The following is a 21,140-nucleotide window of genomic DNA, read 5'->3' as shown; positions in this document are numbered from 1 at the left end:
AGGAATGGAGCCCATGCACGAAGACTTCTGGCAGGCGCGCTGGTCGCGCAACGAAATCGGTTTCCACCTCGCCGAGGTCAACCCCTACCTCGTTCGTCACTGGCCGGCGCTGGCCCTGCCGAGGGGCGCGCGCGTGCTGGTGCCGCTGTGTGGCAAGTCGCGCGACCTGGTCTGGTTGGCGGAGCAGGGCTACCGGGTGCTGGGGGTGGAGCTGGCCGAGCGTGCGGTGAAGGATTTCTTCGCCGAGCAGGGCTGGCAGCCCGAAGTGGAGCAGCGGGGTGCGCTGAGCTGTTACCGGCATGGCGCCGTGGAAATCCTCCAGGGCGACTTCTTCGACCTGACGGCCGAACATCTGGCCGATTGCCAGGCGCTCTACGACCGCGCCGCGCTCATCGCCTTGCCGCCGGACATGCGCGAGGACTACGCGCGGCACCTGTCCGCCATCCTGCCGCGGCCGCTGGATGGCCTGCTGGTCACCCTGGAATACTCTCAGGAGCAGATGTCCGGGCCGCCGTTCGCGGTGCTGGCGGATGAAGTGAGGGAGCGCTTCGCGCAGTGGCAGGTCGTGGAGCTGGAGCGCCTGGACGTGTTGGGCGAGAACTGGAAGTTCCTCGACCGCGGGGTGCAGCGCCTGGAAGAAGTGGTGTTCCGGCTGCACTTGGACTGAAAGAAGAAGGGCGGCCCTGGGGCCGCCCTTGTTTCATCAGCGCGCGTTGCGCAGCGCCTCGATGCGTTCTTCCAACGGCGGGTGGCTCATGAACAGGCCGGCGAGGCCGTGCTTGAGGCCGCCGTTGATGCCGAAGGCGGTCAGGCTGTCGGGCATGTGCACCGGCACGCCCTGCTCGGCGCGCAGGCGCTGCAGCGCGGCGATCATCGCATTGCTGCCGGCCAGGTGGGCGCCGGCGGCGTCGGCGCGGAACTCGCGGCGGCGCGAGAACCACATGACGATGATGCTGGCGAGGATGCCCAGCACCAGTTCCGCGACTATGGTCGCGATGTAGTAGGCCGGGCCGCGGCCTTCCTCGGTCTTGAACACCGCCTTGTCGACGAAGTTGCCGAAGATGCGCGCGAAGAACATGACGAAGGTGTTCACCACGCCCTGGATCAGCGCCAGGGTGACCATGTCGCCATTGGCCACGTGGCCGATCTCGTGGGCGAGCACCGCGCGCACTTCATCCGGCGAGAAGCGCTCGAGCAGGCCCTGGCTGACGGCCACCAGGGCGTCGTTGCGGTTCCAGCCGGTGGCGAAGGCGTTGGCCTCGTAGGCCGGGAAGATCCCCACCTCGGGCATCTTGATGCCGGCTTCGCGCGAGAGCTGCTCGACGGTCTGCAGCAGCCACTGCTCGTGGCGGGTGCGCGGCTGGCTGATGATTTCCGTGCCGGTGGTGGTCTTGGCCATCCACTTGGACAGGAACAGCGAGATGATCGAGCCGGCGAAGCCGAAGACGGCACAGTAGACCAGCAGCGCTTGCAGGTTGAGGTCGACGCCGTTGGCGGCCATGACCCCGTTGAAGCCGAGCAGGCTCAGGGTGATGCTGGCGACGAGCACGACCGCCAGGTTGGTGGCCAGGAACAGCAGGATGCGCATCATGGGTAAGACTTCTCCTCGCGACTTGGGCGCACGGCGCGCAGGGGCGCGCCGGTGCCCCGGGCGTGCGCGCTCCGGGGCCGGGCTGGATTATGCGGGGTATATACGGTCGGCCCCTAGGCGATTCAACGTGGGGACTATTTCAAACTATGTCTCTTTTTCCACGCCAGCACATTCGAAGAGTAGCCGGGCCAGGCGCGAGATGCGTTCGCTGTGCGCATCGGTCAGCGCGTCGCGCAGTTGCTGCGCGAGGGTGGCCTGCTGGCGCCGCACGCTGGCGGGCAGTTGCGCGTCGTCGGCGCCGTGGGGCAGGGCGCGGCTCAGGCGCAGGAAGCCTTTTTCGCTGAGCACGGCCTGGTCCAGGGCTTCGTGGCGGATGCAACTGTCGTAGCGCAGGTAGCCTTCCTCGGCCAGCCACAGCAGCGCGCCCAGGCAGGCCTGGTGACGCTTGCTGGGCAGGCCGAACTCGTCGTGCTCCTCGCGGCCGATGAGGTCTTCCACGTACAGGGCGATCTTGCGCGGGAAGGCCTGGTAGAGCAGGAGCATCCCGGCGGCGGCGTCCTTGTAGAAGTCGTCGATATGCAGGTCCATGGTTACTGACGATAGCTGCCGAGGAAGCTGCCGATGCGCCCGATGGCCTGCTCCAGGTCGTCGACGCGGGGCAGGGTGACCACGCGGAAATGGTCCGGCCAGGGCCAGTTGAAGGCGGTGCCCTGGACGATCAGCAGCTTTTCGGAAAGCAGCAGGTCGAGGACGAACTTCTCGTCGTTGTGGATCGGGCAGACCTTCGGGTCGATGCGCGGGAAGGCGTAGAGCGCGCCCATGGGCTTGACGCAGCTGACCCCGGGGATGTCGTTGAGCAGCTCCCAGGCGCGGTTGCGCTGTTCCAGCAGGCGGCCGCCGGGCAGCACCAGGTCGTTGATGCTCTGGTAGCCGCCCAGGGCGGTCTGGATGGCGTGCTGGCTCGGCACGTTGGCGCACAGGCGCATGTTGGCCAGGATGTCCAGGCCCTCGATGTAGCTCTGGGCCTTGTGCTTGGGCCCGGAGATGGCGATCCAGCCGGAGCGGAAGCCGGCCACCCGGTACGCCTTGGACAGGCCGTTGAAGGTCAGGCAGAGCACGTCCGGCGCCAGGGAGGCGGTGGAGATGTGCACGGCCTCGTCGTAGAGGATCTTGTCGTAGATCTCGTCGGAGAAGATCACCAGGTTGTGCTGGCGCGCCAGTTCGACGATGTCCAGCAGCACTTCCTTCGAGTAGACCGCGCCGGTGGGGTTGTTCGGGTTGATCAGCACCAGCGCCTTGGTGTTGCTGGTGATCTTCGCCTTCATGTCGGCGATGTCGGGGAACCAGTTGGACTGCTCGTCGCACAGGTAATGCACCGGCTTGCCGCCGGCCAGCGATACCGAGGCGGTCCACAGCGGGTAGTCGGGTGCCGGGATCAGCACTTCGTCGCCGTTGTTGAGCAGCGCCTGCAGGGCCATGACGATCAGCTCGGAGACGCCGTTGCCCAGGTAGATGTCCTCGATGCCGACGCCTTCCACCTGCTTCTGCTGGTAATACTGCATCACCGCCTTGCGCGCGCTGAACAGGCCCTTGGAGTCGCTGTAGCCCTGGGCCGTGGGCAGGTTGCGGATGACGTCCTGGAGGATTTCGTCAGGGGCTTCGAAACCGAACGGCGCCGGGTTGCCGATGTTCAGCTTGAGGATGCGATGGCCTTCCTCTTCCAGGCGTTTGGCGTGCTTGAGCACCGGCCCGCGGATGTCGTAGCAGACGTTGGCGAGCTTGTTCGATTTGCTGACCTGCATGATGTGGCGTTCCCGAAATGAAGGTTCCCGCGCTCCGGCCCTGGCTTGGCAGGCTGTAACGCGGGTGACAGACTGGCGTCTATACGAGGTGCGGAATGTCGCGCGTCCTGGCGGTGAAACTGAAAAAACGCCTGGTTAACGGAGAAACGAACGAAAAAAAGCCCATAAAAAGGCTTTTTTATCGTCGATGATCCCTTGTGCGGCAGATTCTGCATCCAACGATGACGTCACGCATCATACGTGCGGCCCGTTTCCCGCGAAAGGGCGCGGACGGGCTTTTTTCAAGCTTGCGAGGTACAGCGATGGAAAAGATCGAGAAGCCCCTGGAAAGCTGGCGCGAGGAGCTCGACGAACAGCAGTTCCACATCTGCCGCCTGGGCGGCACCGAGCGCGCCTTCACCGGCGAGTACTACGCGACCAAGACCCCCGGCATCTATCACTGCGTGTGCTGCGGCGCGGCGCTGTTCGACTCGGACGCCAAGTACGATTCCGGCAGCGGCTGGCCGAGCTACTTCCAGCCGGTGTCGAAGCAGGCCATCGCCGAGCTGGAAGACTTCAGCCATGGCATGCACCGCATCGAGGTGCGCTGCGCAGCCTGCGAAGCCCACCTGGGCCACGTGTTCCCCGACGGGCCGCGGCCGACCGGGCTGCGCTACTGCATCAACTCGGCGTCGCTGAAGCTGGTGCCGCGCGACGAGGCTTGAGTGACGCAAGGCCCGCCGGTCGTCGGCGGGCCTTTTTTCGATATAAATAAATTGTGTGCAATTTAATTGCGGGCTATCTTGATCGCTCCCACTTTCCTGGAGCCGGTTCCATGAGCGACGCATTGCTGGATATCCCCTGCACGACCATCAAGGGCGAGCAGAAGACCCTGGCCGATTTCGGCGGCAAGGCCCTGCTGGTGGTGAACACCGCCAGCCAGTGTGGCTTCACCCCGCAGTACAAGGGCCTGGAGGCGCTGTGGGAGAAGTACCGCGACAAGGGCCTGGTGGTGCTGGGCTTCCCCTGCAACCAGTTCGGCAAGCAGGAGCCGGGCGACGAAGGCGAGATCTCGCAGTTCTGCGAGCTGAACTTCGGCGTCAGCTTCCCGCTGTTCAAGAAGATCGACGTCAACGGCGCCGGCGCCCACCCGCTCTACGTGCAGTTGAAGAAGCGCGCGCCGGGCGTGCTGGGCAGCCAGGGCATCAAGTGGAACTTCACCAAGTTCCTGGTCAGCCGCGACGGCAGCCAGGTCAAGCGCTTCGCCCCGCTGACCAAGCCGGAGGAACTCGCCGCCGAGATCGAAGCGCTGCTGCGATGAGCCGCCGTGAACCGGAACAGGCGCTGCTGCTGGACAACCAGCTGTGCTTCCGCCTGTACGCCGCCTCGCGGGCGATCATCCGCGGCTACCGGCCGATGCTCGACGCGCTCGGCCTGACCTACCCGCAATACCTGGTGATGCTGGTGCTGTGGGAATGGCAGGACAAGCCGCCCGCGCAACCGACCGTGAAGGCCCTGGGCGAGCGCCTGATGCTCGACTCCGGCACCCTGACGCCGCTGCTCAAGCGCCTGGAGCAACTCGGCCTGGTGCAGCGCCGGCGGGCGCGGCAGGACGAGCGCGAGGTACACCTGGGCCTGAGCGGGGAGGGCATCGCCTTGCGCGAGAAGGTGGCGCCGCTGCGCGAGGCTCTGCTGTGCGCCAGTGGCCTGGACCTCGACGCCATGGACGAGCTGCGCGGACGCCTGGACGACCTGCTCGGACAACTGCTGGTGCTGGAATCCTGAAGCGCCGACGGCCTCAGGCATTCAGCCGGGGCTGCGCCCAGCGCTCCAGCATTGCGGCCATCTCGTCGCGGTGGAAGGGCTTGGCCAGGTAGTCGTCCATGCCGGCCAGGCGGCAGCGCTCGCGCTCGTCGGGCAAGGCGTTGGCGGTCAGGGCGATCACCGGCAGGTCCTTCCAGCGCGGTTCCTGGCGGATCAGGCGGGTCGCCTCGTAGCCGTCCATCACCGGCATGTTGCAGTCCATCAGCACCAGCTCGAAGTCTTCCTCGGCCAGGGCATCCAGGGCCTCCTGGCCATCCGCGGCGACCCTCACCCGGCAGCCGAGCTTCTGCAGCAGGCCCCTGGCCACCAGTTGGTTGACCGGGTTGTCTTCCACCAGCAGCACGCGCGCGGCGAACTGCTCCGGGGCCTCGCCCGGCAACTGACGCTGGGCCGGTGTGGCCGGGCGGCGGAGGGCCTGCTGCAGGGCCTGGTGCAGGGTGGCGCGGCTGAGCGGGCGGGCCAGCTGGCGCAGGGGCGCCAACTGCTGCGCCAGTTCGGCTTCGACGAAGCTGCCGTAGGCGGTGACCAGCAGCACCGGGCGGTCCTTGAGATGTTGGCGCAGGCCGACCAGGCAGTCCGGGCAGTCGGACAGCAACACGTCCAGCTCCACGCCCAGCAGGCTGGCGTCGGTGTCCAGGCGCCGGTAGTCCAGGCCCCAGCGCGGCAGCCAGGTCTGCAGCAGTTCGGCCAGGCCGCTGCCGGCCGGGCACTGCGCCACCACCTTGCCGCTCAACGGCTCCAGCGTTTGCGCGGGGCCCAGGGCGTGTAGCGGCAGGGTCGCGGCGAACTCGCTGCCCAGGCCCGGTTGCGAGCTGACGCTCAGTTCGCCTTGCATGGCCTCGCACAGCTTGCGCGTCAGAGCCAGGCCCAGGCCGGTGCCGCCGAACTGGCGGGTGATGCCGGCGTCGGCCTGGGTGAAGGGCTGGAAGATGCGCTGCAGGGCGTCGGCGGCGATGCCGATGCCGGTGTCGCGGACGCTGATGCGCACGCCGTCCTCCCAGGGTTCGACGCGCAGGTCGACGCGGCCCAGGCGGGTGAACTTGAGGGCGTTGGACAGCAGGTTGCTGACGATCTGCCGCACCCGCGTCGGGTCGCCTTCCAGCTGTGCAGGCAAGTCGGGGCTGACCAGGCAGGTCAGCTCCACCGCCGGGGCGGCGTTCTGTGACAGCAGGCTGGCGGTGTCCTCCACCAGGGTGGCGAGGTCGAAGGGGATTTTCTCCAGCTCCAGTTGGCCGGACTCGAACTTGGACAGGTCGAGCACGTCGTTGAGCAGGTCCACCAGCACCTTGCCCGAGTCGTGGGCGATGGACAGCTGCTGGCGCTGTTCCGGGCTCAGCGGGCCGTCCAGGGCCAGGCCGAGCATGCCCAGCAGGCCGTTGAGCGGGGTGCGGATCTCGTGGCTCATGTTGGCCAGGAAGGTGGCGCGGGCCTGGGCCATGTCCAGGGCGTTGAGGCGGGCGCGCTCCAGTTGCTGGTTGGACTGCGTCAGGCGGGCGTTGGCCGCCTTCAGCTCGGCGGTGCGCGCCGCCACTATGTTCTCCAACTCGGCCAGGTAGCGGGTCAGGCGGTCCTCGGCCTCGCGGCGCTGTTCCATCTCCACGGCGATGTGGCTGAGCTGGCGGTTGGTCACCTCCACCAGCACGCCGATCTCGTCGCGCTCGTGGCCGCTGGGGCAGGGCAGGCGCAGGCGTGTGGGCGAGCGTGGGTCGTGGCGGGCGAGCACTTCGATCAGGCTCACCAGTGGCTTGGTCAGCAGGCCGTAGAACAGCACCAGGAGGATCAGCGACAGCAGCAGGCTGCGGACGAAGCCGGAGATCAGCGTCATGCCGGCGCGGCGCAGGAAGTCGTTGCCGAAGACGAAGGTGTCGATCTCCAGGCGCAGCACGCCGAGGGATTCCTTGGGTTGGTGCTCTATATACAGCGGCTCCTCGTAGACGCGCATGTGCCCGAAGAGGAAGTCGCTGAGCGGGCGCAGGCGGCTTTCCGCCGGCGGCCGGCCGGCGCTGGCCAGGGCCACGTCGGCGCTGTCGATGATTTCCGCGCGAATCACCGCCGGCGAGCGCAGCAGGCCCACCACCAGTTCCTGGGCCAGTTCGGCGTCGATGTTGTAGGCGATGCGCGCCGCCGGGTTGTGGCTGACGTCCAGCAGGGCGCGTACTTCGCGGTTGATGGAGGCGTCCTGGCTGGCATAATCGACGCCCACCTGGATGAGGCTGAGCAGGGTGCCGAGGATGAAGGCGACCAGCACCGTCAGGCTGGCCTGCTTGAACGAGAGGCGATGGGTGAGCGCAATATCCATGAGGTGCGGTACTTCGCCTCGAGAATGCTTTCCAGGCGCGTAGCATAGCCCAAGCCGGCAGGCTGTCGGCAGAGGCGATGCCATCCAAGTGACATGACCGAACGACAGCGTCGCTACGCTGAAGATTCCTGGGAGAAAGCCGTGGATTCCCGTCTGAATGATTTCCTGGCCCGCGCCGAAAGCGTGCTGGCCCGGCTGGAGCCGTTGCTCCCAGCAATGCGCGAGCCCATCGACTGGCAGCGCTGCCTGGCCGCCCGCTGGCACCGCGATGGCCGCAGCGGCTACCTGCAGGCGCTGCAGGTGAGCCTCGACCTACGCCTGGACGACCTGCTCGGCGTCGACAGGCAGCGCGAACAACTGGCCCGCAACACCCGCCAGTTCGTCGCCGGCAGGCCGGCCAACCATGCCTTGCTGTGGGGCGCCCGCGGTACCGGCAAGTCCTCGCTGGTGCGCGCGCTGTTGGCCGAGCTGGCCGGCGACGGCCTGCGCCTGATCGAGATCGAGCGCGACCACCTGGCCGACCTGCCGCGGGTGGTGGAGCAGCTGCACGGGCTGCCGCAGCGCTTCGTGCTGTTCTGCGACGACCTCTCGTTCGACGCCGGCGAGGGCGACTACCGGGTGCTCAAGAGTGTGCTCGACGGCTCGCTGGAGCAGGCCCCGGACAACGTCCTGCTGTACGCCACCTCGAACCGCCGCCACCTGGTCTCGGAGAAGCAGAGCGACAACGAGAACTGGAAGATGGTCGACGGCGAACTGCACCCCAGCGAGGCGGTGGAGGACAAGATCGCCCTGTCCGATCGTTTCGGCCTGTGGCTGTCGTTCTATCCCTTCACCCAGGAGCACTTCCTGGACGTGGTGCGGCACTGGGTGGAGGTGCTGGCCGGCAGGTCGGGGCTGGCTTTTACCTGGGACGAGCCGCTGGAGAAGGAAGCCATCCGCTGGGCCCTCGGCCGCGGCAACCGCAACGGCCGCTGCGCCTATCAATTCGCCCGCCAGTGGGTGGGCCGTCAATTGCTCGAAGGAGAAGAACCATGATCGACCTGCAACAAACCGGCGCCGGGCTGGGTGGCTACGCGCTGCTGGCGGCGCAGGCCGAAGCGCTGTTCGCCGACGAGCGCGACTTCATCGCCAACGCCTCGCAGTTCGCCGCCTTGCTGTTCCACGAACTGGGCGACCTGAACTGGGCCGGTTTCTACCTGAACAAGGACGAGGAACTGGTGCTGGGCCCGTTCCAGGGCAAGGTGGCCTGCGTGCGTATTCCCTTCGCCAAGGGTGTGTGCGGCGCCGCGGCGCGCACCCGCCAGACGCAGCGGGTGGAAGACGTGCACGCCTTCCCCGGGCACATCGCCTGCGACAGTGCCTCCAACAGCGAGCTGGTGGTGCCGCTGGTCAAGGACGGCCGGCTGATCGGCGTGCTCGATCTGGACAGCCCGAGCATCGGCCGCTTCAGCGCCGAGGACCAGGCCGGCATCGAGCGCCTGGCCGAGATCTTCCTGCGCCTGACCGATTGCTGAGGCACGAATTGTAGGAGCGGGCCCTGCCCGCGAAATCGCGCGCAGGGCGCGCTCCTACAGGGGAATGACGTCGGTGCTCGGGCTTTCCCCTCACCCCAGCCCTCTCCCGGAGGGAGAGGGGGCTAATCCGTGCCGAGAGGAGACCTGGTTTCAGCCGGCGATCCCTGTGCTAGCCGGCTAACGCCGAAACACCAACGCACTCCGAACGGTCCCCTCTCCCTCTGGGAGAGGGTTAGGGTAAGGGGGCCGCAGGCCTGCTCGCTCGATTCCGTGCCCCTATGCGTTCCGTGAGGCACGGCGTTTCCCCGCACCTGTAGTAGCGGGCCCTGCCCGCGAAATCGCGCGCAGGGCGCGCTCCTACAAGGGAATGGCGCGGGTGGGGCGGCGTAGGAGCGGATCTCATCCGCGAACCGCGCCGATACCTCCGGCTATCGCGGACAAGGTCCACTCCTACGGGGGATGTACGCCGTGCTCCGACCGACGGCGTCTTTCTATTCAGGCCGGCGCCTGGGCGATGCGTGCGCGAATCTTCTCGACGACCCGCTGTTCACCCTCGAGAACCGCTTGCAGGGCAGGGCGCTGCAGCATGCGCTGGAAGTGCGCGGCCAGACGCGGCCAGCGCCCGGCATCCAATACTTCCCCGCCGTGGCGCATGTTCACCAGTTGGCTGGCCACGGCGATGTCCGCCAGGCTGAAGCGGTCGTCGACGAAATACTCGGCTTCGCCCAGACAGCCTTCCAGGTAGTCGAAGTGCGGCGGCAGTTTCTCCTGCAGCGCGGCTTCCACCGCCGCCTCGTCGCACGGCTTGCCCAGCAACGGCTTGAGCAGGCGGTTGCGGAACACGGTGAAGGTGGCCAGGGGCGCCACTTCGTAGTCGGCGTATTTTTCCAGCCAACTGATCCGCGCGCGGGCCAGGGCGTTGCCGCCGCACAGGGGCGTGGCCTGGGGATCGCGGTCGTCCAGGTAGTGGCAGATGACGCTGGAGTCGGCCAGGGTGACGTCGCCGTCGCGCAGGGCGGGGATGCGTCGCAGCGGGTTGAGGTCGGCGTACCAGTCCGGCTGGTTGAACGGGTCGACGTTCTCCAGTTGGTAGTCCAGGCCCTTCTCCGCCAGGCACAGGCGGACCTTGCGGACGAAGGGGGATAGGGCGGCGCCGTAGAGGGTCAGGCTCATGCAGGTCTCCTCAGTCGTAGAGATTCTTCTTCTTCCAGATGTCGTCTTCGTCCAGCGCCTTCAGGCCTTCGGTCAGCTCGGTGTTTTCCTCGGCGGAGGGCTTGCTGCTTTCCAGCACCAGGGCGTTGGCGCGTTCGAGCTGTTGTTCCAGTTGCTTCAACTGGGCCTGGTAGCGGCCGAGGTCGGCCTGCTTCTGCAGGTACTGCACGCCGCGCTCGAAGGCCAGGCGGGCCTGGCGGGGCTGGTTCTGCTGCAGCGCCTGCTGGCCGATGTTGGTGAAGAACTCTATATGCAGCTGGGTGAGCAGGTGGCGGATTTCCTTCAGCCAGCGCTGGGCGTCGTTGCGCGGCAGCAGGCCATCCTGGGCGAAGCGGTTGATCTGGGCGTGCAGGCCCTCGAAAAGGAAGCGGACTTCCTTGGCCTTGGCTTCGGTGAGGATCAACTGCGGGGCGTTGCGCACTTCCATGGCGCTGCCCTGGCTTACCAGGCGGTTGAGTTCGGCGACGCGCTCGGCGACCTGGGGCGTTTTTTCCAGCTTGAGCAGGCGCTCGCCCAGGCTGAGTTCGAAACGGCTGAGCAGCAGCTTGAGGTCCGCGGAGATGAACTGACCGGGCAGGCTCTCGGCGATGGCGCCGCAGCGGCGGAAGCGATCCTGCAGGTCGGCCTTCTCCCGGGCCTTCTCCAGCTTGCGGTTTTCCAACTGCTGGTTGATGAAGACGATGGCGATCAGAATGACGATGCCGGCGACGACCAGGGCGGTGATGACGAGTGGCGACACCTTGGAAACTCCCTGAAGGATTTTTCCCGAGTGTAATGGCTCGCTGACACCGGTCATAGCGGCGGCGCAAAATTTGACCAGAAGTCTTTGATTTAAAAAATTTTTTCCGGAAGGGTTGACGCCCCTCCAAAGGCTCCATAGAATGCGCGCCACTTCGACGCGAAAGCCGAAAGGCAGAGCGAAGAAGCCGGAAAGAATGTTGTAAGTTCCGGGCCGCGTCCCCTTCGTCTAGTGGCCTAGGACACCGCCCTTTCACGGCGGTAACAGGGGTTCGAGTCCCCTAGGGGACGCCATTGCGGGAATAGCTCAGTTGGTAGAGCACGACCTTGCCAAGGTCGGGGTCGCGAGTTCGAGTCTCGTTTCCCGCTCCAAATTCTCGGTCATCGCCCCGGCGGTGAGCGGAAAGCGAAATGGCGTTACCCTCCGGCCGAAAGCTGGAGGTTGCAACAAGTTGATGCGGGAATAGCTCAGTTGGTAGAGCACGACCTTGCCAAGGTCGGGGTCGCGAGTTCGAGTCTCGTTTCCCGCTCCAATCCGGATCGCCCCTCGCGGTGATCCACGCAAAAAAGGCTGCCTCAGGGCAGCCTTTTTTCGTTTCCGCTCCCCGTCATTTCTCCGTGATAGCCGGCGCGCCCTGCGTTTCCCGTTCCAGCGCCCGGCGCAGGCTCGGCATGGCCGGCTGCGCGAGATCGTCCAGGCGCCAGGCCTTCCCGCGCCTGACCAGGCGCAGCAGCACGCCGCGGCGCCACTGCTCGTGCACCAGGATCACCCTGGCCGTGGCCCGGCCCTCGCCGGCCAGGTTGACGTGCAGTTGCTCCAGCTCCAGGCCTGGCGAACGCCGGCAGACGCAGAGCGGGTCGTTCTCCAGCAGCCCCGCGCCTTCATGGCGGGCTGCGCGGTAGGCCTTCAGCGCCCGCGCCAGCGCAGGGCTCAGCCAGCGCCGGGCGCGCGCCTCGCCGATATCGCCGGAGAGCGCCCCGGGGCCTTCGTCGCCGTACAGCCGGCGCACGAAGCTTTCCACCTCGACCTTCGCCGTCCGCTGCCCGCCCTGGCTCTGTCCCTGGCTGCTGGGCGCCAGGCTCGCCAGCAGCACCAGCAGCAGGGCGAGGATGCTGCCCGAGCGCAGCCGCAGCCCTCCATGGCTGGTGGTCATCGGTGGGAGGTGCGGCATGGGGAGGTCCTGCGATAGCGCCTTGGCGAAGTGTTCCGGCCAGCTTGGCAAGGCTTGCCCGGCCGGTGGAATAAGGCGCAGGCGCGGGCGCCGGTGAGACGTTTCCTCGCCCCCCGGCAATGCCGGTGCCGGGCAGCGAATTCGGATTGCCCTTATTTGGTCCGCCGGAGGGATTTGCTCTGATAGCGCCGGCTTCCCCGGCGCGCATCGGCGCCTGGGCAGCATTGCAGGGACCGTGTGGCCGCAATGCCTGGCACGGGTCGATGGATATTCTCCGAGTAGTTCTTCATATGTATGACGATTTCATTGGGCGGCTTCTGGAGACGCTCGTCCGCCGCTTCGGCCTGGCGCCGGAAAACGCCGGAAAGCTCCTGGGCCTGCTGGCCCACCTGGTGCTCGACGAGCAGCGCGGCGGCTGGGCCGGTTTCGTCCAGCACCTGCGCCGGCAGGGACTGGGCGCCTGGCTGCAGGGCGGCCCCCATGCGCAGGCGCCCGACCGCGCCCAGCTGGAGCAGGTGTTCGACGCCGGCACGCTGGGCCGCTTTGCCCGGCACCTGGGGCTGTCCGACGAGGGGCTGGAAGAGGCGGTCGCCGCCTGCCTGCCGGAGCTGCTGGCCGGACTCGACGCTGCCGGTGGCGCGGCGCAGGCCGGGGCCGAGGGGCTGACGGTGCTGATGGCCGACACCGCCGAATTGTTGCCGGCGCTGCGGCCGGAGGCGATCAGCGAGCCGGCTGGGCCGCGGCCGGGTGCGAAGCGGGGGCTGGCGCCCTGGCTGGGCGCGCTACTGGTGCTGTCGTTGCTCACCATGGTGCTGTCGTTTCGCCATTGCTCGTCCACGCCCGTGGCCCAGGCGCGGGTGGCGGCAGCCGTGGAGGTGGTCCCGCAGCCCGAGGCCAGCCCGGTGGTGGAGGCGCCGCGCTTCATGCTCGAACTGCGCGAGGGCAAGGTCCGCATCAATGGCCAGCTCACCAGCATCGACGAGCGCGCGGCGCTGCTGGGGCGGCTGAAGGAGGTCTTCGGCGCGGAGCGCCTGCGGGGCGACATCCTGGTCAAGCGGCAAACCAGCCCCGCTGCCTGGCTCGACGGCCTGCTGGAGCTGCTGCCGGAACTGAAGGTCGAGGGGCTCAAGCTGGGCTTCAACGGCGAGCGCATCCGCATGGATTCCACCGCGCTGAGCCAGGGGCAGCGCATCGAGCTGTCGCAGAAATTGCGCGAGACCTTCGGCGGCTTCGAATTCCTGGGGCTGTGGAACCGCACCCTGGCCGCCCTCAACGGCCTGCCGCCGGGCTCCGGCGCTCGGCAACTGGCCGATGCCCTGACCCAGTTGGGGATTCGCTTCGACAACCGCTCGAGCACCATCAGCCGCGACAGCGACGAGGTGTTGGCCGAAGCCGCCGAAGCCATCCGCCAGGCGCCGCCGGGCACCCTCGTGGAAGTGGGCGGACACACCGACGACAGCGACGATTCGCAAAGCAGCCAGCAGGCCTCCCGCGTTCGGGCCGAGGCCGTGGTGGCGCGCCTGGTGGAACTGGGCGTGGCGCCCGACCGTCTGCAGGCCAAGGGCTACGGGCGCAGCCAGCCGCTCTTCAGCAACGCCACCGAGGCGGGCAGGGCGCGCAACCAGCGCATCGAGTTCAGCGTGCTGGAGTGAGCCAGCCCTTGCCCTGGCGCGCCAGGCTCAGCGCACGGCACGCAGCGCCTGGCCCTGGGGCTGCCGGACCAGGCCGAACAGGTCCTTCGGGTCCTGCGGCCGCGGCACCAGTTCGATGTCGCGGCCGATGCCGCGCTCGCGCGCCGCGTCGTGCAGCCAGCGCAGGGCGGAGAAGTCTTCCAGGGCGAAGCCCACCGAGTCGAATACGGTGATCTGCTCGGCGTTCTGCCGGCCCTCGGCGGCGCCGGCGAGGATGCGTTGGAACTCGATCACCGGGAAATCCGCCGGCATCTGCTGGATGTCGCCCTCGACGCGGGTCTGCGGTTCGAACTCGACTATCACCCGCGCGCGCTCCAGCACTTCGGCCTGCAGCTCGGTCTTGCCCGGGCAGTCGCCGCCCACGGCGTTGATGTGCATGCCCGGTTCGAGCATGTCGGCAGTGAGGATGGTGGCGTTGGTCTTGTCGGCGGTGACCGTGGTGACGATATCGGTGCCGTGCACCGCTTCACGCACCGAGCTGGCGACCACCAATTTCAGGCCGGGGAGGCCGGCGAGGTTGCGCTGCAGCTTGGCGGTGGCCGCCGGGTCGATGTCGAACAGGCGGATTTCCTCGATGCCCAGCAGCTCGTGGAAGGCGATGGCCTGGAACTCGCTCTGCGCGCCGTTGCCGATCAGCGCCATGCTTCGGGCATCGGGGCGGGCCAGGAAGCCGGCGAACAGCGCCGAGGTGGCGGCGGTGCGCACGGCGGTGGTCAGCGTCAGTTCGCCGAGCAGCAGCGGGTAGCCGGTGTCCACCGTGGCCAGCACGCCGAAGGCCATTACCGTGGGCAGGTCGACGCGATAGTTCTTCGGGTGGCCGTTGACGTACTTGAAGGCATACAGCTTGCCGTCGTCGGCGGGCATCAGTTCGATCACGCCGAGGGCGGAGTGGTTGGCGACGCGGGCGCACTTGGTGAATTCATCCCAGCGTCGGTAATCGGCCTCGATGTAGCCGGCCATGGCGCGGATGGCCGCGCCCGGGCCGATCTCGCCGAGCAGTCGGCCAACGTCCTGCACATCCAGATAACGGGTCATGCTGCCTTCCTCCTGAGTGGGAGCGCCGCGCGTTCATCGGGCGCCTGGGGTCAGTCTATGCCGCTGGCCGGGAATAACTGTGCTTTCTGACTGCATGGGCTAGGCTTCTGCGCAATGACAGACTCAGGATGAGAGAAATGAAGAAAAGAAATTCCAGCGTGGCCGACCTGGATGCCACCGACCTGGCGATGCTGCGCCTGTTACAGGAGGACGCCAGCCTGTCCAACGCCGAGCTGAGCGAGCGCCTGGCGCTGAGCGTCACGCCCTGCTGGCGGCGGCGCAAACGCCTGGAGGAGGAGGGCTACATCCGCGACTACCAGGCCAACCTCGACCGCCGGCGCCTGGGCCTGGACATCCTGGCGTTCGTCCACGTGCGCTTCGCCGCCCACTCCGACGACGCCTCGGACCGCTTCGAGGCGACTGTGCGCGACCTGCCGGAGGTGCTGGCCTGCCACAAGATCACCGGCGATGCGGATTTCCTTCTGCAGGTGTTGGAGAAGGATCTGGATGCTTACGCGGAGTTCGTCGAGAAGGTGCTGCGCAAGCAGCCGGGGATCGCGTCGATCCAGTCGACGCTGGCGCTGCGGGAGATCAAGGATTGCCACCGGATACGGGTGCCGGAGGAGGGGTGACTGTCTTGCGGGGCTTTTCGTCGGATCGAAGGGGGCGCCCTCTCCCCAACCCTCTCCCTGAAGGAAGAGGGGGCTGTCCCGAGCCGACTGAAAACGCCGCATGATCCTGAAACCACGGTTGCCCCTGTAGGAGCGAGCTTGCTCGCGAACAGACTCCGCTGCGGGGGGCTCATTCGCGAGCAAGCTCGCTCCTACGAAGAGCACCTCGGCGCGGCCTGTAAGACAGTCGCTCGGGCCAGCGCAAGCGCTGTCCGCGGGAATGACGAGGTGCGAGGACGACGCTTGAGTTCAACGCCGCATGATCCTGAAACCACGGTTGCCCCTGTAGGAGCGAGCTTGCTCGCGAACAGACTCCGCTGCGGGGCTCATTCGCGAGCAAGCTCGCTCCTACGCAGAGCACCTCGGCGCGGCCTGTAAGACAGTTGCTCGGGCCAGCGCAAGCGCTGTCCGCGGGAATGACGAGGTGTGAGGACGACGCTTGAGTTCAACGCCGCTCAGGACAGCCCCCTCTCCCGCTTGCGGGAGAGGGTTGGGGTGAGGGTGCTCTAATGCTTCGGCGCATCTCCCGGCAACGCCAGCAAAGCCTTTTCCTTGTTCCAGTCGAAGGGCTCGCCGTTTTCCTCGGCGGCGAAGCGGCGTTCGTCCAGTTGCTGGTACAGGTCGATCTCTTCGTCGGGCATGAAGTGCAGGCAGTCGCCGCCGAAGAACCACAGCAGGTCGCGCGGCACCAGGTGGGCGATCTGCGGGTAGCGGTGGAAGGTCTGGGAAATCAGGTCCTGGCCCAGGTACTGGGCGCCCACCGGGTCGCGCGGCAGTTCCTGCAGCAGTTCGTCGAAGCGTTCGAGGAACAGGCCGTGGTTCTCCTCCGGGACCTGCTCGGCTTCGCCCAGGGCGCCGAGGATCATGCGCAGGTGCTGCAGCAGGGCGAGGTGGTGGTCAAGGTAGGCGCTGGCCATGGTGGGGTCCTCTGCGGAAACGGCTGAAACGGGGGCGGAGTATATAGGGGTTTCACCGGCCCCGCCGCGCGGCGCCGTTCAACGGAGCGGCCGCGACTGCGTCTGCCGGCGCTGGTTGTCGATCATCCGCCGCTGCATGTCGAGCTGCTGCTGTTGCTGCTGCAGGCGGAACTGCTGCAGGTCGGTGCGCTGGCGCTCGATGGTCTGGTCCTGCAGGCGCTGTTGCTGGCGCTGGCGCTCCAGGGACTGCTGCTGGTCCTTGAGCTGTTGCTGCTTGAGCTGCAGGCGCTGGTCCTCGTATTGCAGGCGCTGGTCCTGCTGCTGCGCGCGGCGTTGTTCGGCCTGGCGCTGCAGGCTGTCGATCTGCTGCTGTTGCGGGTCCAGGTCGACCAGCGGCGCCGGTGGCGGGCTGTTGCGGCTCGGGTAGAGCCAGGAGTCGGCCTGCGCCGTGGTTGCCAGGGCCAGGCCGACGAGGAGGATGGGCAGGATGCGCATGGGCGTTCTCCCGGTTGCCTTTGCCTGCCAGTGTGCACCCATCCGCCGGCACTGGCAGCCCCCGGGGCGAAAACGCCAAGGGCGCCGTGTCGGCGCCCTTGGCGTACTGCTCCCTTCATGGGGTAGGGAAGGGTTCTGGGTGGTCAGACCTTGCCGGGCTGGCCGAGTTCCTCCTTGGCGAAGTCGTCGACGTCGATCACCTGGCGCCGGGCCTTCTCCGCGGCGTGCAGCTGCTGGCCCTGCTCCTCGTCCAGCACCCGCGCGGCCACCGCGGCGTCGATCGGCGACTGGCCGGGCGCCGGGCGCACCTTGCCTTCCTTGATTGCCTTGTGCAGCTGTTTCTGCAGGGGCGCCACCTCGCGCAGGGCGGTGAGGGCGCGTTCCAGGTCGGCCAGCGGGTCGTCTTGCGCCGTGGGCAGGAAGGCGCCGTAGAGGATCGCCTGCAGCGCCGGGTCGTCCAGCGGGCGGCCGAGGATGCCGGCGATCTCCGCGTCCAGCGCGTCGCTCGGGCCCTTGTGGCGGCGGCCCAGGGGGAACACCAGGAGCTTGAGCAGGCAGCCGACGCAGCGGTTGGGGAAGTTCTCCAGCAGGGCGGCCAGGGCCTCCTCGGTCTTCGCCAGGTTCTCCTCCAGGGCCCAGCGCAGCAGCGGTTGCAGGTGCTCGGCATGGTTCAGGTCGTGGTAGCGCTTGAGCGCCGCCGAGGCCAGGTAGAGGTGGCTGAGGGCATCGCCCAGGCGCGCCGAGAGGCGTTCCTTGCGCTTCAGCTCGCCGCCCAGCAGCATCATGCTGAAGTCGGCGAGCATGGCGAAGCTGGCTGCCAGGCGGTTCACCGCGCGGAAGTAGGGGCGCGTCAGGCGGTCGCCGGGCACGTGGTCGAAGCGGCCGAAGCCCAGGCCCAGCAGCAGGCTGCTGGCGGCGTTGCTCACCGCGAAGCCGATGTGCCGCAGCAGCAGGCGGTCGAACTCGTGGGCGGCGTGGGCCTGGTCTTCCTGCTGGGCCAGGGCCATCTCCCTGAGCACGAAGGGATGGCAGCGGATGGCGCCCTGGCCGAAGATCATCAGGTTGCGCGAGAGGATGTTGGCGCCTTCCACGGTGATGAAGATCGGCGCCGTCTGCCAGGCGCGGCCCAGGTAGTTGCGCGGGCCGAGGATGATGCCCTTGCCGCCGTGGATGTCCATGGCGTGGCTGATGCATTCGCGGCCGCGCTCGGTCAGGTGGTATTTGAGGATGGCCGACAGGACCGAGGGCTTCTCGCCCAGGTCCACCGCGTGGGCGGTGAGGATGCGCGCGCAGTCCATCATCCAGGCGTTGCCGCCGATGCGCCCGAGGGCTTCCTGGATGCCCTCGAAGGCGCCGATGGGCACGTTGAACTGCTCGCGGATCTGCGCGTAGCGCCCGCTGCTGTAGCTGCAGCCCTTGGCCGCGCTGGTGCCCACCGCCGGCAGGGAGATGGAGCGGCCCACCGACAGGCAGTTCATCAGCATCATCCAGCCTTTGCCGATCATGGCCTGGCCGCCGATGATGCAGTCCAGCGGCAGGAACACGTCCTTGCCCGAGTTCGGCCCGTTCATGAAGGCCGCGCCCAGCGGCACGTGGCGCCGGCCGATCTCCACTCCGGGGGTGTCGGTGGGCACCAGGGCCAGGGTGATGCCCAGGTCTTCCTCGCCGCCCAGCAGGTGCTCCGGGTCGTGGCACTTGAAGGCCAGGCCGAGCAGGGTGGCCACCGGGCCCAGGGTGATGTAGCGCTTCTCCCAGGTCAGGCGCAGGCCGAGCACTTCCTCGCCCTGCCACTGGCCCTTGCAGACGATGCCGATGTCGGTCATGCCGCCGGCGTCGGAGCCGGCCTGCGGGCTGGTCAGGCCGAAGCAGGGGATTTCCTCGCCGCGCGCCAGGCCCGGCAGGTAGCGCTGGCGCTGCTCGTCGGTGCCGTAGTGCAGCAGCAGCTCGGCCGGGCCCAGGGAGTTGGGCACCATCACGGTGGAGGCCAGGTCGCCGCTGCGGCTGGCCAGCTTCATCACCACCTGGGAGTGGGCGAAGGCGGAGAAGCCCTTGCCGCCGTATTCCCTGGGGATGATCAGGCCGAAGAAGCCCTGTTCCTTGATGAAGGCCCAGGCTTCCTCCGGCAGGTCCATGCGCCGGGAAATGTCCCAGTCGTTGACCATGGCGCAGAGCTGTTCGGTGGGGCCGTCGATGAAGGCCTGCTCCTCCTCGGTGAGCTGAGGCGCCGGGGCGCCCAGCAGCTTGCTCCAGTCCGGGCGGCCGCTGAACAGGTCGCCGTCCCACCACACGGTGCCGGCCTCGATGGCCTCGCGCTCGGTGTCGGACATCGGCGGCAGCACCTGCTTGAACCAGGCATACAGCGGGCCACTGAACAGCTTGCGGCGCAGATCGGGCAGGGCCAGGGCGGCGGCCACCGCCAGCCAGGGCAGCCAGAGCAGGATCATCCAGCCGTGGGCGTGGCTGAACAGGCCCATGAAGATGAGATAGACGGCGACTATCCCCAGCGCCGGGGCCGGCGCCACGCGCCGGTGGGCCAGCCAGGCGACGCCGAGCACGAGAACGATCAACCAGAGCAGCGACATGCACTTTCCTCCATGACGAACGACGGGGCGATCCCTCACAGCTTAGCCGGGTGTTGGCGCCTTCCTCGGCGAGCTTGGCCGGATCGTCCTCCACGGCATGCGGACGGGCTGTTTAGACTGGCCGGAACCGTGAAGGAGATTCCCCCATGCAGGCTTACCTCGAACCCGGCCGCTACCTGGATAGTGACCACCCCGCGGTGGTCGAGTTCGCCCAAAGGCACCGTGGCGCCTCGCCGCAGCCGCGCGAGCAGGCGGTGGCGCTGTACTACGCGGTGCGCGACAGCATCCGCTACAACCCCTATGTGTTCAGCCTCGATGCGCAGACGCTCAAGGCCAGCCACGCGCTGCAGGCCGGGCAGTCCTACTGCGTGCCCAAGGCCGCGCTGCTGGCGGCCTGCGCCCGGCATTGCGGCATCCCCGCGCGCATCGGCCTGGCCGACGTGAAGAACCACCTGGCCAGCGGGCGCATGGTGGAGATGCTGCGCAGCGAGGTGTTCGCCATGCACGGCTACACCGAGCTGTTCCTCGACGGCCGCTGGGTCAAGGCCACGCCGGCCTTCAACCGCGAGCTGTGCGAGGCCTTCGGCGTGCTGCCGCTGGAATTCGACGGGCGCGAGGACAGCGTCTTCCACGAATTCGACCAGGGCGGCCGGCGGCACATGGAGTACCTGTGCGACCACGGCCAGTTCGCCGACGTCCCCGAGGACCTGTTCTTCGGCCACCTGCGGGCCTGCTACCCGCACCTGTTCGACGCCGGCCCCACGCCGCTGTCCGGCGACATGCAGGCCGAAGCGCCGAAGCATGAAGGCAATCGATAGTCATCATCAGTCCGCATGCCTTTCTTCTTGCCGCGCCGACCGGTAGGGTGCTCGCATTCACCGGCCGACCTGCCGCGGCCGCGTTCACCCGCCAAACAAGAAGAGGCTGCACGCCATGCTGAAAATCTGGGGCCGCAAGAATTCCTCCAACGTGCGCAAGGCGCTGTGGTGCGCCGAGGAGGCCGCGGTGGCCTACCAGCGCATCGACGCCGGCGGCGCCTTCGGCGTGGTGAACGAGCCGGCCTACCGCGCGCTCAACCCCAACGGCGTGGTGCCGACCCTCGAGGATGGCGACTTCGTGCTCTGGGAATCCAACGCCATCGTCCGCTACCTGGCGGCGAAGTACGCGCCCGACAGCCTCTATCCGCAGGACTTGCAGCGGCGCGCCAGCGCCGAGAAGTGGATGGACTGGACCACCTCGACCTTCGCCGGGCCCTTCCGCACGGTGTTCTGGGGTACCCTGCGCACCCCGCCGGAGCAGCGTGACCAGGCCGCCATCGACGCCGGCATCGAGGCCTGCGTGACGGCCCTGGCGGTGCCCGAGCAGGCCCTGGCGCGCCAGCCATACTTGTCCGGCGAGCGCTTCGGCATGGGCGACATCCCCCTGGGCAGCTTCATCTATGCCTGGTTCGAGATGCCCATCCAGCGCCCGCCGATGCCGCACCTGGAAGCCTGGTACACCCGCCTGCGCGAGCGTCCGGCCTACCGCAGCGCGGTGATGACCGCGCTGACCTGAACCGCCCGCGGCGCCGGCGAAGGTTGCATTTGCCGGCGCGGGCCCTTATCTAGCTGTTCCATTT

The 21,140-nt window shown here is 67.6% G+C and carries 21 protein-coding genes and 3 tRNA genes; 13 read left to right on the top strand and 11 right to left on the bottom strand.

Annotated features, from left to right (window positions below):
• The first annotated feature begins 13 nt into the window (after window positions 1-13).
• Entirely contained in the window at window positions 14-667 is a 654-nt protein-coding gene (locus tag ACTWJ5_RS21920; RefSeq protein WP_261748135.1) for a thiopurine S-methyltransferase, read from the top strand.
• A gap of 36 nt (window positions 668-703) precedes the next feature.
• Here ACTWJ5_RS21920 and htpX read toward each other — a convergent pair whose 3' ends face one another.
• From htpX to ACTWJ5_RS21905, 3 genes are all read right to left on the bottom strand, one after another.
• The gene (htpX, locus tag ACTWJ5_RS21915) at window positions 704-1,591 is read right to left on the bottom strand and encodes a protease HtpX (protein ID WP_009623413.1); all 888 of its coding nucleotides are present in this window, start codon (window positions 1,589-1,591) and stop codon (window positions 704-706) included.
• Window positions 1,592-1,735: 144 nt separating this feature from the next.
• Window positions 1,736-2,179, bottom strand: coding sequence for a hypothetical protein (locus ACTWJ5_RS21910; RefSeq protein ID WP_444436547.1), 444 nt, complete (start codon window positions 2,177-2,179; stop codon window positions 1,736-1,738).
• Between the two features lie 2 nt (window positions 2,180-2,181).
• Window positions 2,182-3,393: a pyridoxal phosphate-dependent aminotransferase gene (locus tag ACTWJ5_RS21905; protein WP_069866431.1), complete on the bottom strand. Its 1,212-nt coding sequence runs from the start codon at window positions 3,391-3,393 to the stop codon at window positions 2,182-2,184.
• A gap of 302 nt (window positions 3,394-3,695) precedes the next feature.
• Between ACTWJ5_RS21905 and msrB the strand changes: the two genes are divergently transcribed.
• The 3 genes from msrB (at window position 3,696) to ACTWJ5_RS21890 (ending at window position 5,157) form a co-directional block, all read left to right on the top strand.
• Window positions 3,696-4,097 carry a peptide-methionine (R)-S-oxide reductase MsrB gene (gene msrB / locus ACTWJ5_RS21900; RefSeq protein WP_116423669.1) on the top strand — a complete coding sequence of 134 codons (402 nt, stop codon included), beginning with the start codon at window positions 3,696-3,698 and terminating at the stop codon, window positions 4,095-4,097.
• Between the two features lie 110 nt (window positions 4,098-4,207).
• Complete coding sequence (locus ACTWJ5_RS21895; protein ID WP_074976895.1) at window positions 4,208-4,693, top strand: glutathione peroxidase; 486 nt, start codon at window positions 4,208-4,210, stop codon at window positions 4,691-4,693.
• The gene (locus ACTWJ5_RS21890) at window positions 4,690-5,157 is read left to right on the top strand and encodes a MarR family winged helix-turn-helix transcriptional regulator (protein ID WP_256512036.1); all 468 of its coding nucleotides are present in this window, start codon (window positions 4,690-4,692) and stop codon (window positions 5,155-5,157) included. The genes ACTWJ5_RS21895 and ACTWJ5_RS21890 overlap by 4 nt, the downstream gene beginning before the upstream one ends.
• Before the next feature lie 13 nt (window positions 5,158-5,170).
• Here ACTWJ5_RS21890 and ACTWJ5_RS21885 read toward each other — a convergent pair whose 3' ends face one another.
• A complete protein-coding gene (locus tag ACTWJ5_RS21885; protein ID WP_256512034.1) occupies window positions 5,171-7,495 on the bottom strand; it encodes a hybrid sensor histidine kinase/response regulator in 2,325 nt (774 codons plus the stop codon).
• Window positions 7,496-7,636: 141 nt separating this feature from the next.
• Here ACTWJ5_RS21885 and ACTWJ5_RS21880 point away from each other — a divergent pair, with 141 nt between their 5' ends.
• Both ACTWJ5_RS21880 and ACTWJ5_RS21875 read left to right on the top strand, forming a co-directional pair.
• Window positions 7,637-8,530: an ATP-binding protein gene (locus tag ACTWJ5_RS21880; RefSeq protein WP_444436546.1), complete on the top strand. Its 894-nt coding sequence runs from the start codon at window positions 7,637-7,639 to the stop codon at window positions 8,528-8,530.
• Complete coding sequence (locus ACTWJ5_RS21875; protein ID WP_009623401.1) at window positions 8,527-9,009, top strand: GAF domain-containing protein; 483 nt, start codon at window positions 8,527-8,529, stop codon at window positions 9,007-9,009. Before ACTWJ5_RS21880 ends, ACTWJ5_RS21875 begins: the two co-directional genes overlap by 4 nt.
• 495 nt (window positions 9,010-9,504) lie before the next feature.
• Here ACTWJ5_RS21875 and ACTWJ5_RS21870 read toward each other — a convergent pair whose 3' ends face one another.
• Together ACTWJ5_RS21870 and ACTWJ5_RS21865 are read right to left on the bottom strand one after the other, a co-directional pair.
• Complete coding sequence (locus ACTWJ5_RS21870) at window positions 9,505-10,182, bottom strand: glutathione S-transferase family protein (RefSeq protein ID WP_444436545.1); 678 nt, start codon at window positions 10,180-10,182, stop codon at window positions 9,505-9,507.
• Between the two features lie 10 nt (window positions 10,183-10,192).
• On the bottom strand, window positions 10,193-10,960 hold the full coding sequence (locus ACTWJ5_RS21865) for a hypothetical protein (RefSeq protein WP_074976889.1): 768 nt from the start codon (window positions 10,958-10,960) through the stop codon (window positions 10,193-10,195).
• 217 nt (window positions 10,961-11,177) lie between these two features.
• On the opposite strand from ACTWJ5_RS21865, the gene ACTWJ5_RS21860 reads away from it, so the two are divergent.
• The 3 genes from ACTWJ5_RS21860 to ACTWJ5_RS21850 all read left to right on the top strand — a co-directional run bounded on the left by ACTWJ5_RS21860 (window position 11,178) and on the right by ACTWJ5_RS21850 (window position 11,492).
• Window positions 11,178-11,253, top strand: a tRNA-Glu gene (locus tag ACTWJ5_RS21860).
• A gap of 2 nt (window positions 11,254-11,255) precedes the next feature.
• Window positions 11,256-11,331, top strand: a tRNA-Gly gene (locus ACTWJ5_RS21855).
• 85 nt (window positions 11,332-11,416) lie between these two features.
• Window positions 11,417-11,492, top strand: a tRNA-Gly gene (locus ACTWJ5_RS21850).
• A gap of 75 nt (window positions 11,493-11,567) precedes the next feature.
• Here the strand turns inward: ACTWJ5_RS21850 and ACTWJ5_RS21845 are convergent.
• Window positions 11,568-12,131 carry a hypothetical protein gene (locus ACTWJ5_RS21845; protein WP_444436544.1) on the bottom strand — a complete coding sequence of 188 codons (564 nt, stop codon included), beginning with the start codon at window positions 12,129-12,131 and terminating at the stop codon, window positions 11,568-11,570.
• A gap of 290 nt (window positions 12,132-12,421) precedes the next feature.
• Here ACTWJ5_RS21845 and ACTWJ5_RS21840 point away from each other — a divergent pair, with 290 nt between their 5' ends.
• A complete protein-coding gene (locus tag ACTWJ5_RS21840) occupies window positions 12,422-13,783 on the top strand; it encodes an OmpA family protein (protein WP_074976884.1) in 1,362 nt (453 codons plus the stop codon).
• Window positions 13,784-13,810: 27 nt separating this feature from the next.
• On the opposite strand, the gene ACTWJ5_RS21835 is transcribed toward ACTWJ5_RS21840, so the two are convergent.
• Window positions 13,811-14,857, bottom strand: coding sequence for an ornithine cyclodeaminase (locus ACTWJ5_RS21835; protein ID WP_444436543.1), 1,047 nt, complete (start codon window positions 14,855-14,857; stop codon window positions 13,811-13,813).
• A 137-nt stretch (window positions 14,858-14,994) separates the two neighbouring features.
• Between ACTWJ5_RS21835 and ACTWJ5_RS21830 the strand changes: the two genes are divergently transcribed.
• Entirely contained in the window at window positions 14,995-15,489 is a 495-nt protein-coding gene (locus ACTWJ5_RS21830; protein ID WP_009618932.1) for an Lrp/AsnC family transcriptional regulator, read from the top strand.
• 545 nt (window positions 15,490-16,034) lie between these two features.
• Here ACTWJ5_RS21830 and ACTWJ5_RS21825 read toward each other — a convergent pair.
• From ACTWJ5_RS21825 to ACTWJ5_RS21815, 3 genes are all read right to left on the bottom strand, one after another.
• Window positions 16,035-16,445, bottom strand: coding sequence for a PA2817 family protein (locus ACTWJ5_RS21825; protein ID WP_074976880.1), 411 nt, complete (start codon window positions 16,443-16,445; stop codon window positions 16,035-16,037).
• Window positions 16,446-16,523: 78 nt separating this feature from the next.
• On the bottom strand, window positions 16,524-16,940 hold the full coding sequence (locus tag ACTWJ5_RS21820) for a PA2816 family glutamine-rich protein (RefSeq protein ID WP_116423678.1): 417 nt from the start codon (window positions 16,938-16,940) through the stop codon (window positions 16,524-16,526).
• 143 nt (window positions 16,941-17,083) lie between these two features.
• Window positions 17,084-19,522 (bottom strand): acyl-CoA dehydrogenase, encoded by a 2,439-nt coding sequence (locus ACTWJ5_RS21815; protein ID WP_444436542.1) that lies wholly within the window; start codon window positions 19,520-19,522, stop codon window positions 17,084-17,086.
• 146 nt (window positions 19,523-19,668) lie between these two features.
• Here ACTWJ5_RS21815 and ACTWJ5_RS21810 point away from each other — a divergent pair, with 146 nt between their 5' ends.
• Both ACTWJ5_RS21810 and ACTWJ5_RS21805 read left to right on the top strand, forming a co-directional pair.
• Window positions 19,669-20,340 carry a transglutaminase-like domain-containing protein gene (locus tag ACTWJ5_RS21810; RefSeq protein ID WP_253409695.1) on the top strand — a complete coding sequence of 224 codons (672 nt, stop codon included), beginning with the start codon at window positions 19,669-19,671 and terminating at the stop codon, window positions 20,338-20,340.
• Window positions 20,341-20,455: 115 nt separating this feature from the next.
• Complete coding sequence (locus ACTWJ5_RS21805) at window positions 20,456-21,076, top strand: glutathione S-transferase (protein ID WP_249917237.1); 621 nt, start codon at window positions 20,456-20,458, stop codon at window positions 21,074-21,076.
• Window positions 21,077-21,140 lie beyond the last annotated feature (64 nt).

The sequence above is a fragment of the Pseudomonas sp. A6 genome (assembly GCF_052367875.1).
Lineage (GTDB): Bacteria > Pseudomonadota > Gammaproteobacteria > Pseudomonadales > Pseudomonadaceae > Pseudomonas > Pseudomonas citronellolis.
Note: the sequence above shows the minus strand (reverse complement) of the source record. Positions and strands in the feature narration are given on the sequence as shown.

Coding starts and splice junctions, on each gene's coding strand:
- msrB (WP_116423669.1), top strand. CDS start 3,696: ATGGAAAAGATCGAGAAGCCCCTGGAAAGCTGGCGCGAGGAGCTCGAC.
- ACTWJ5_RS21820 (WP_116423678.1), bottom strand. CDS start 16,940: ATGCGCATCCTGCCCATCCTCCTCGTCGGCCTGGCCCTGGCAACCACG.
- ACTWJ5_RS21845 (WP_444436544.1), bottom strand. CDS start 12,131: ATGCCGCACCTCCCACCGATGACCACCAGCCATGGAGGGCTGCGGCTG.
- ACTWJ5_RS21830 (WP_009618932.1), top strand. CDS start 14,995: ATGAAGAAAAGAAATTCCAGCGTGGCCGACCTGGATGCCACCGACCTG.
- ACTWJ5_RS21825 (WP_074976880.1), bottom strand. CDS start 16,445: ATGGCCAGCGCCTACCTTGACCACCACCTCGCCCTGCTGCAGCACCTG.
- ACTWJ5_RS21885 (WP_256512034.1), bottom strand. CDS start 7,495: ATGGATATTGCGCTCACCCATCGCCTCTCGTTCAAGCAGGCCAGCCTG.
- ACTWJ5_RS21920 (WP_261748135.1), top strand. CDS start 14: ATGCACGAAGACTTCTGGCAGGCGCGCTGGTCGCGCAACGAAATCGGT.
- ACTWJ5_RS21835 (WP_444436543.1), bottom strand. CDS start 14,857: ATGACCCGTTATCTGGATGTGCAGGACGTTGGCCGACTGCTCGGCGAG.
- ACTWJ5_RS21870 (WP_444436545.1), bottom strand. CDS start 10,182: ATGAGCCTGACCCTCTACGGCGCCGCCCTATCCCCCTTCGTCCGCAAG.
- ACTWJ5_RS21905 (WP_069866431.1), bottom strand. CDS start 3,393: ATGCAGGTCAGCAAATCGAACAAGCTCGCCAACGTCTGCTACGACATC.
- ACTWJ5_RS21910 (WP_444436547.1), bottom strand. CDS start 2,179: ATGGACCTGCATATCGACGACTTCTACAAGGACGCCGCCGCCGGGATG.
- ACTWJ5_RS21815 (WP_444436542.1), bottom strand. CDS start 19,522: ATGTCGCTGCTCTGGTTGATCGTTCTCGTGCTCGGCGTCGCCTGGCTG.
- ACTWJ5_RS21895 (WP_074976895.1), top strand. CDS start 4,208: ATGAGCGACGCATTGCTGGATATCCCCTGCACGACCATCAAGGGCGAG.
- htpX (WP_009623413.1), bottom strand. CDS start 1,591: ATGATGCGCATCCTGCTGTTCCTGGCCACCAACCTGGCGGTCGTGCTC.
- ACTWJ5_RS21890 (WP_256512036.1), top strand. CDS start 4,690: ATGAGCCGCCGTGAACCGGAACAGGCGCTGCTGCTGGACAACCAGCTG.
- ACTWJ5_RS21810 (WP_253409695.1), top strand. CDS start 19,669: ATGCAGGCTTACCTCGAACCCGGCCGCTACCTGGATAGTGACCACCCC.
- ACTWJ5_RS21805 (WP_249917237.1), top strand. CDS start 20,456: ATGCTGAAAATCTGGGGCCGCAAGAATTCCTCCAACGTGCGCAAGGCG.
- ACTWJ5_RS21875 (WP_009623401.1), top strand. CDS start 8,527: ATGATCGACCTGCAACAAACCGGCGCCGGGCTGGGTGGCTACGCGCTG.
- ACTWJ5_RS21840 (WP_074976884.1), top strand. CDS start 12,422: ATGTATGACGATTTCATTGGGCGGCTTCTGGAGACGCTCGTCCGCCGC.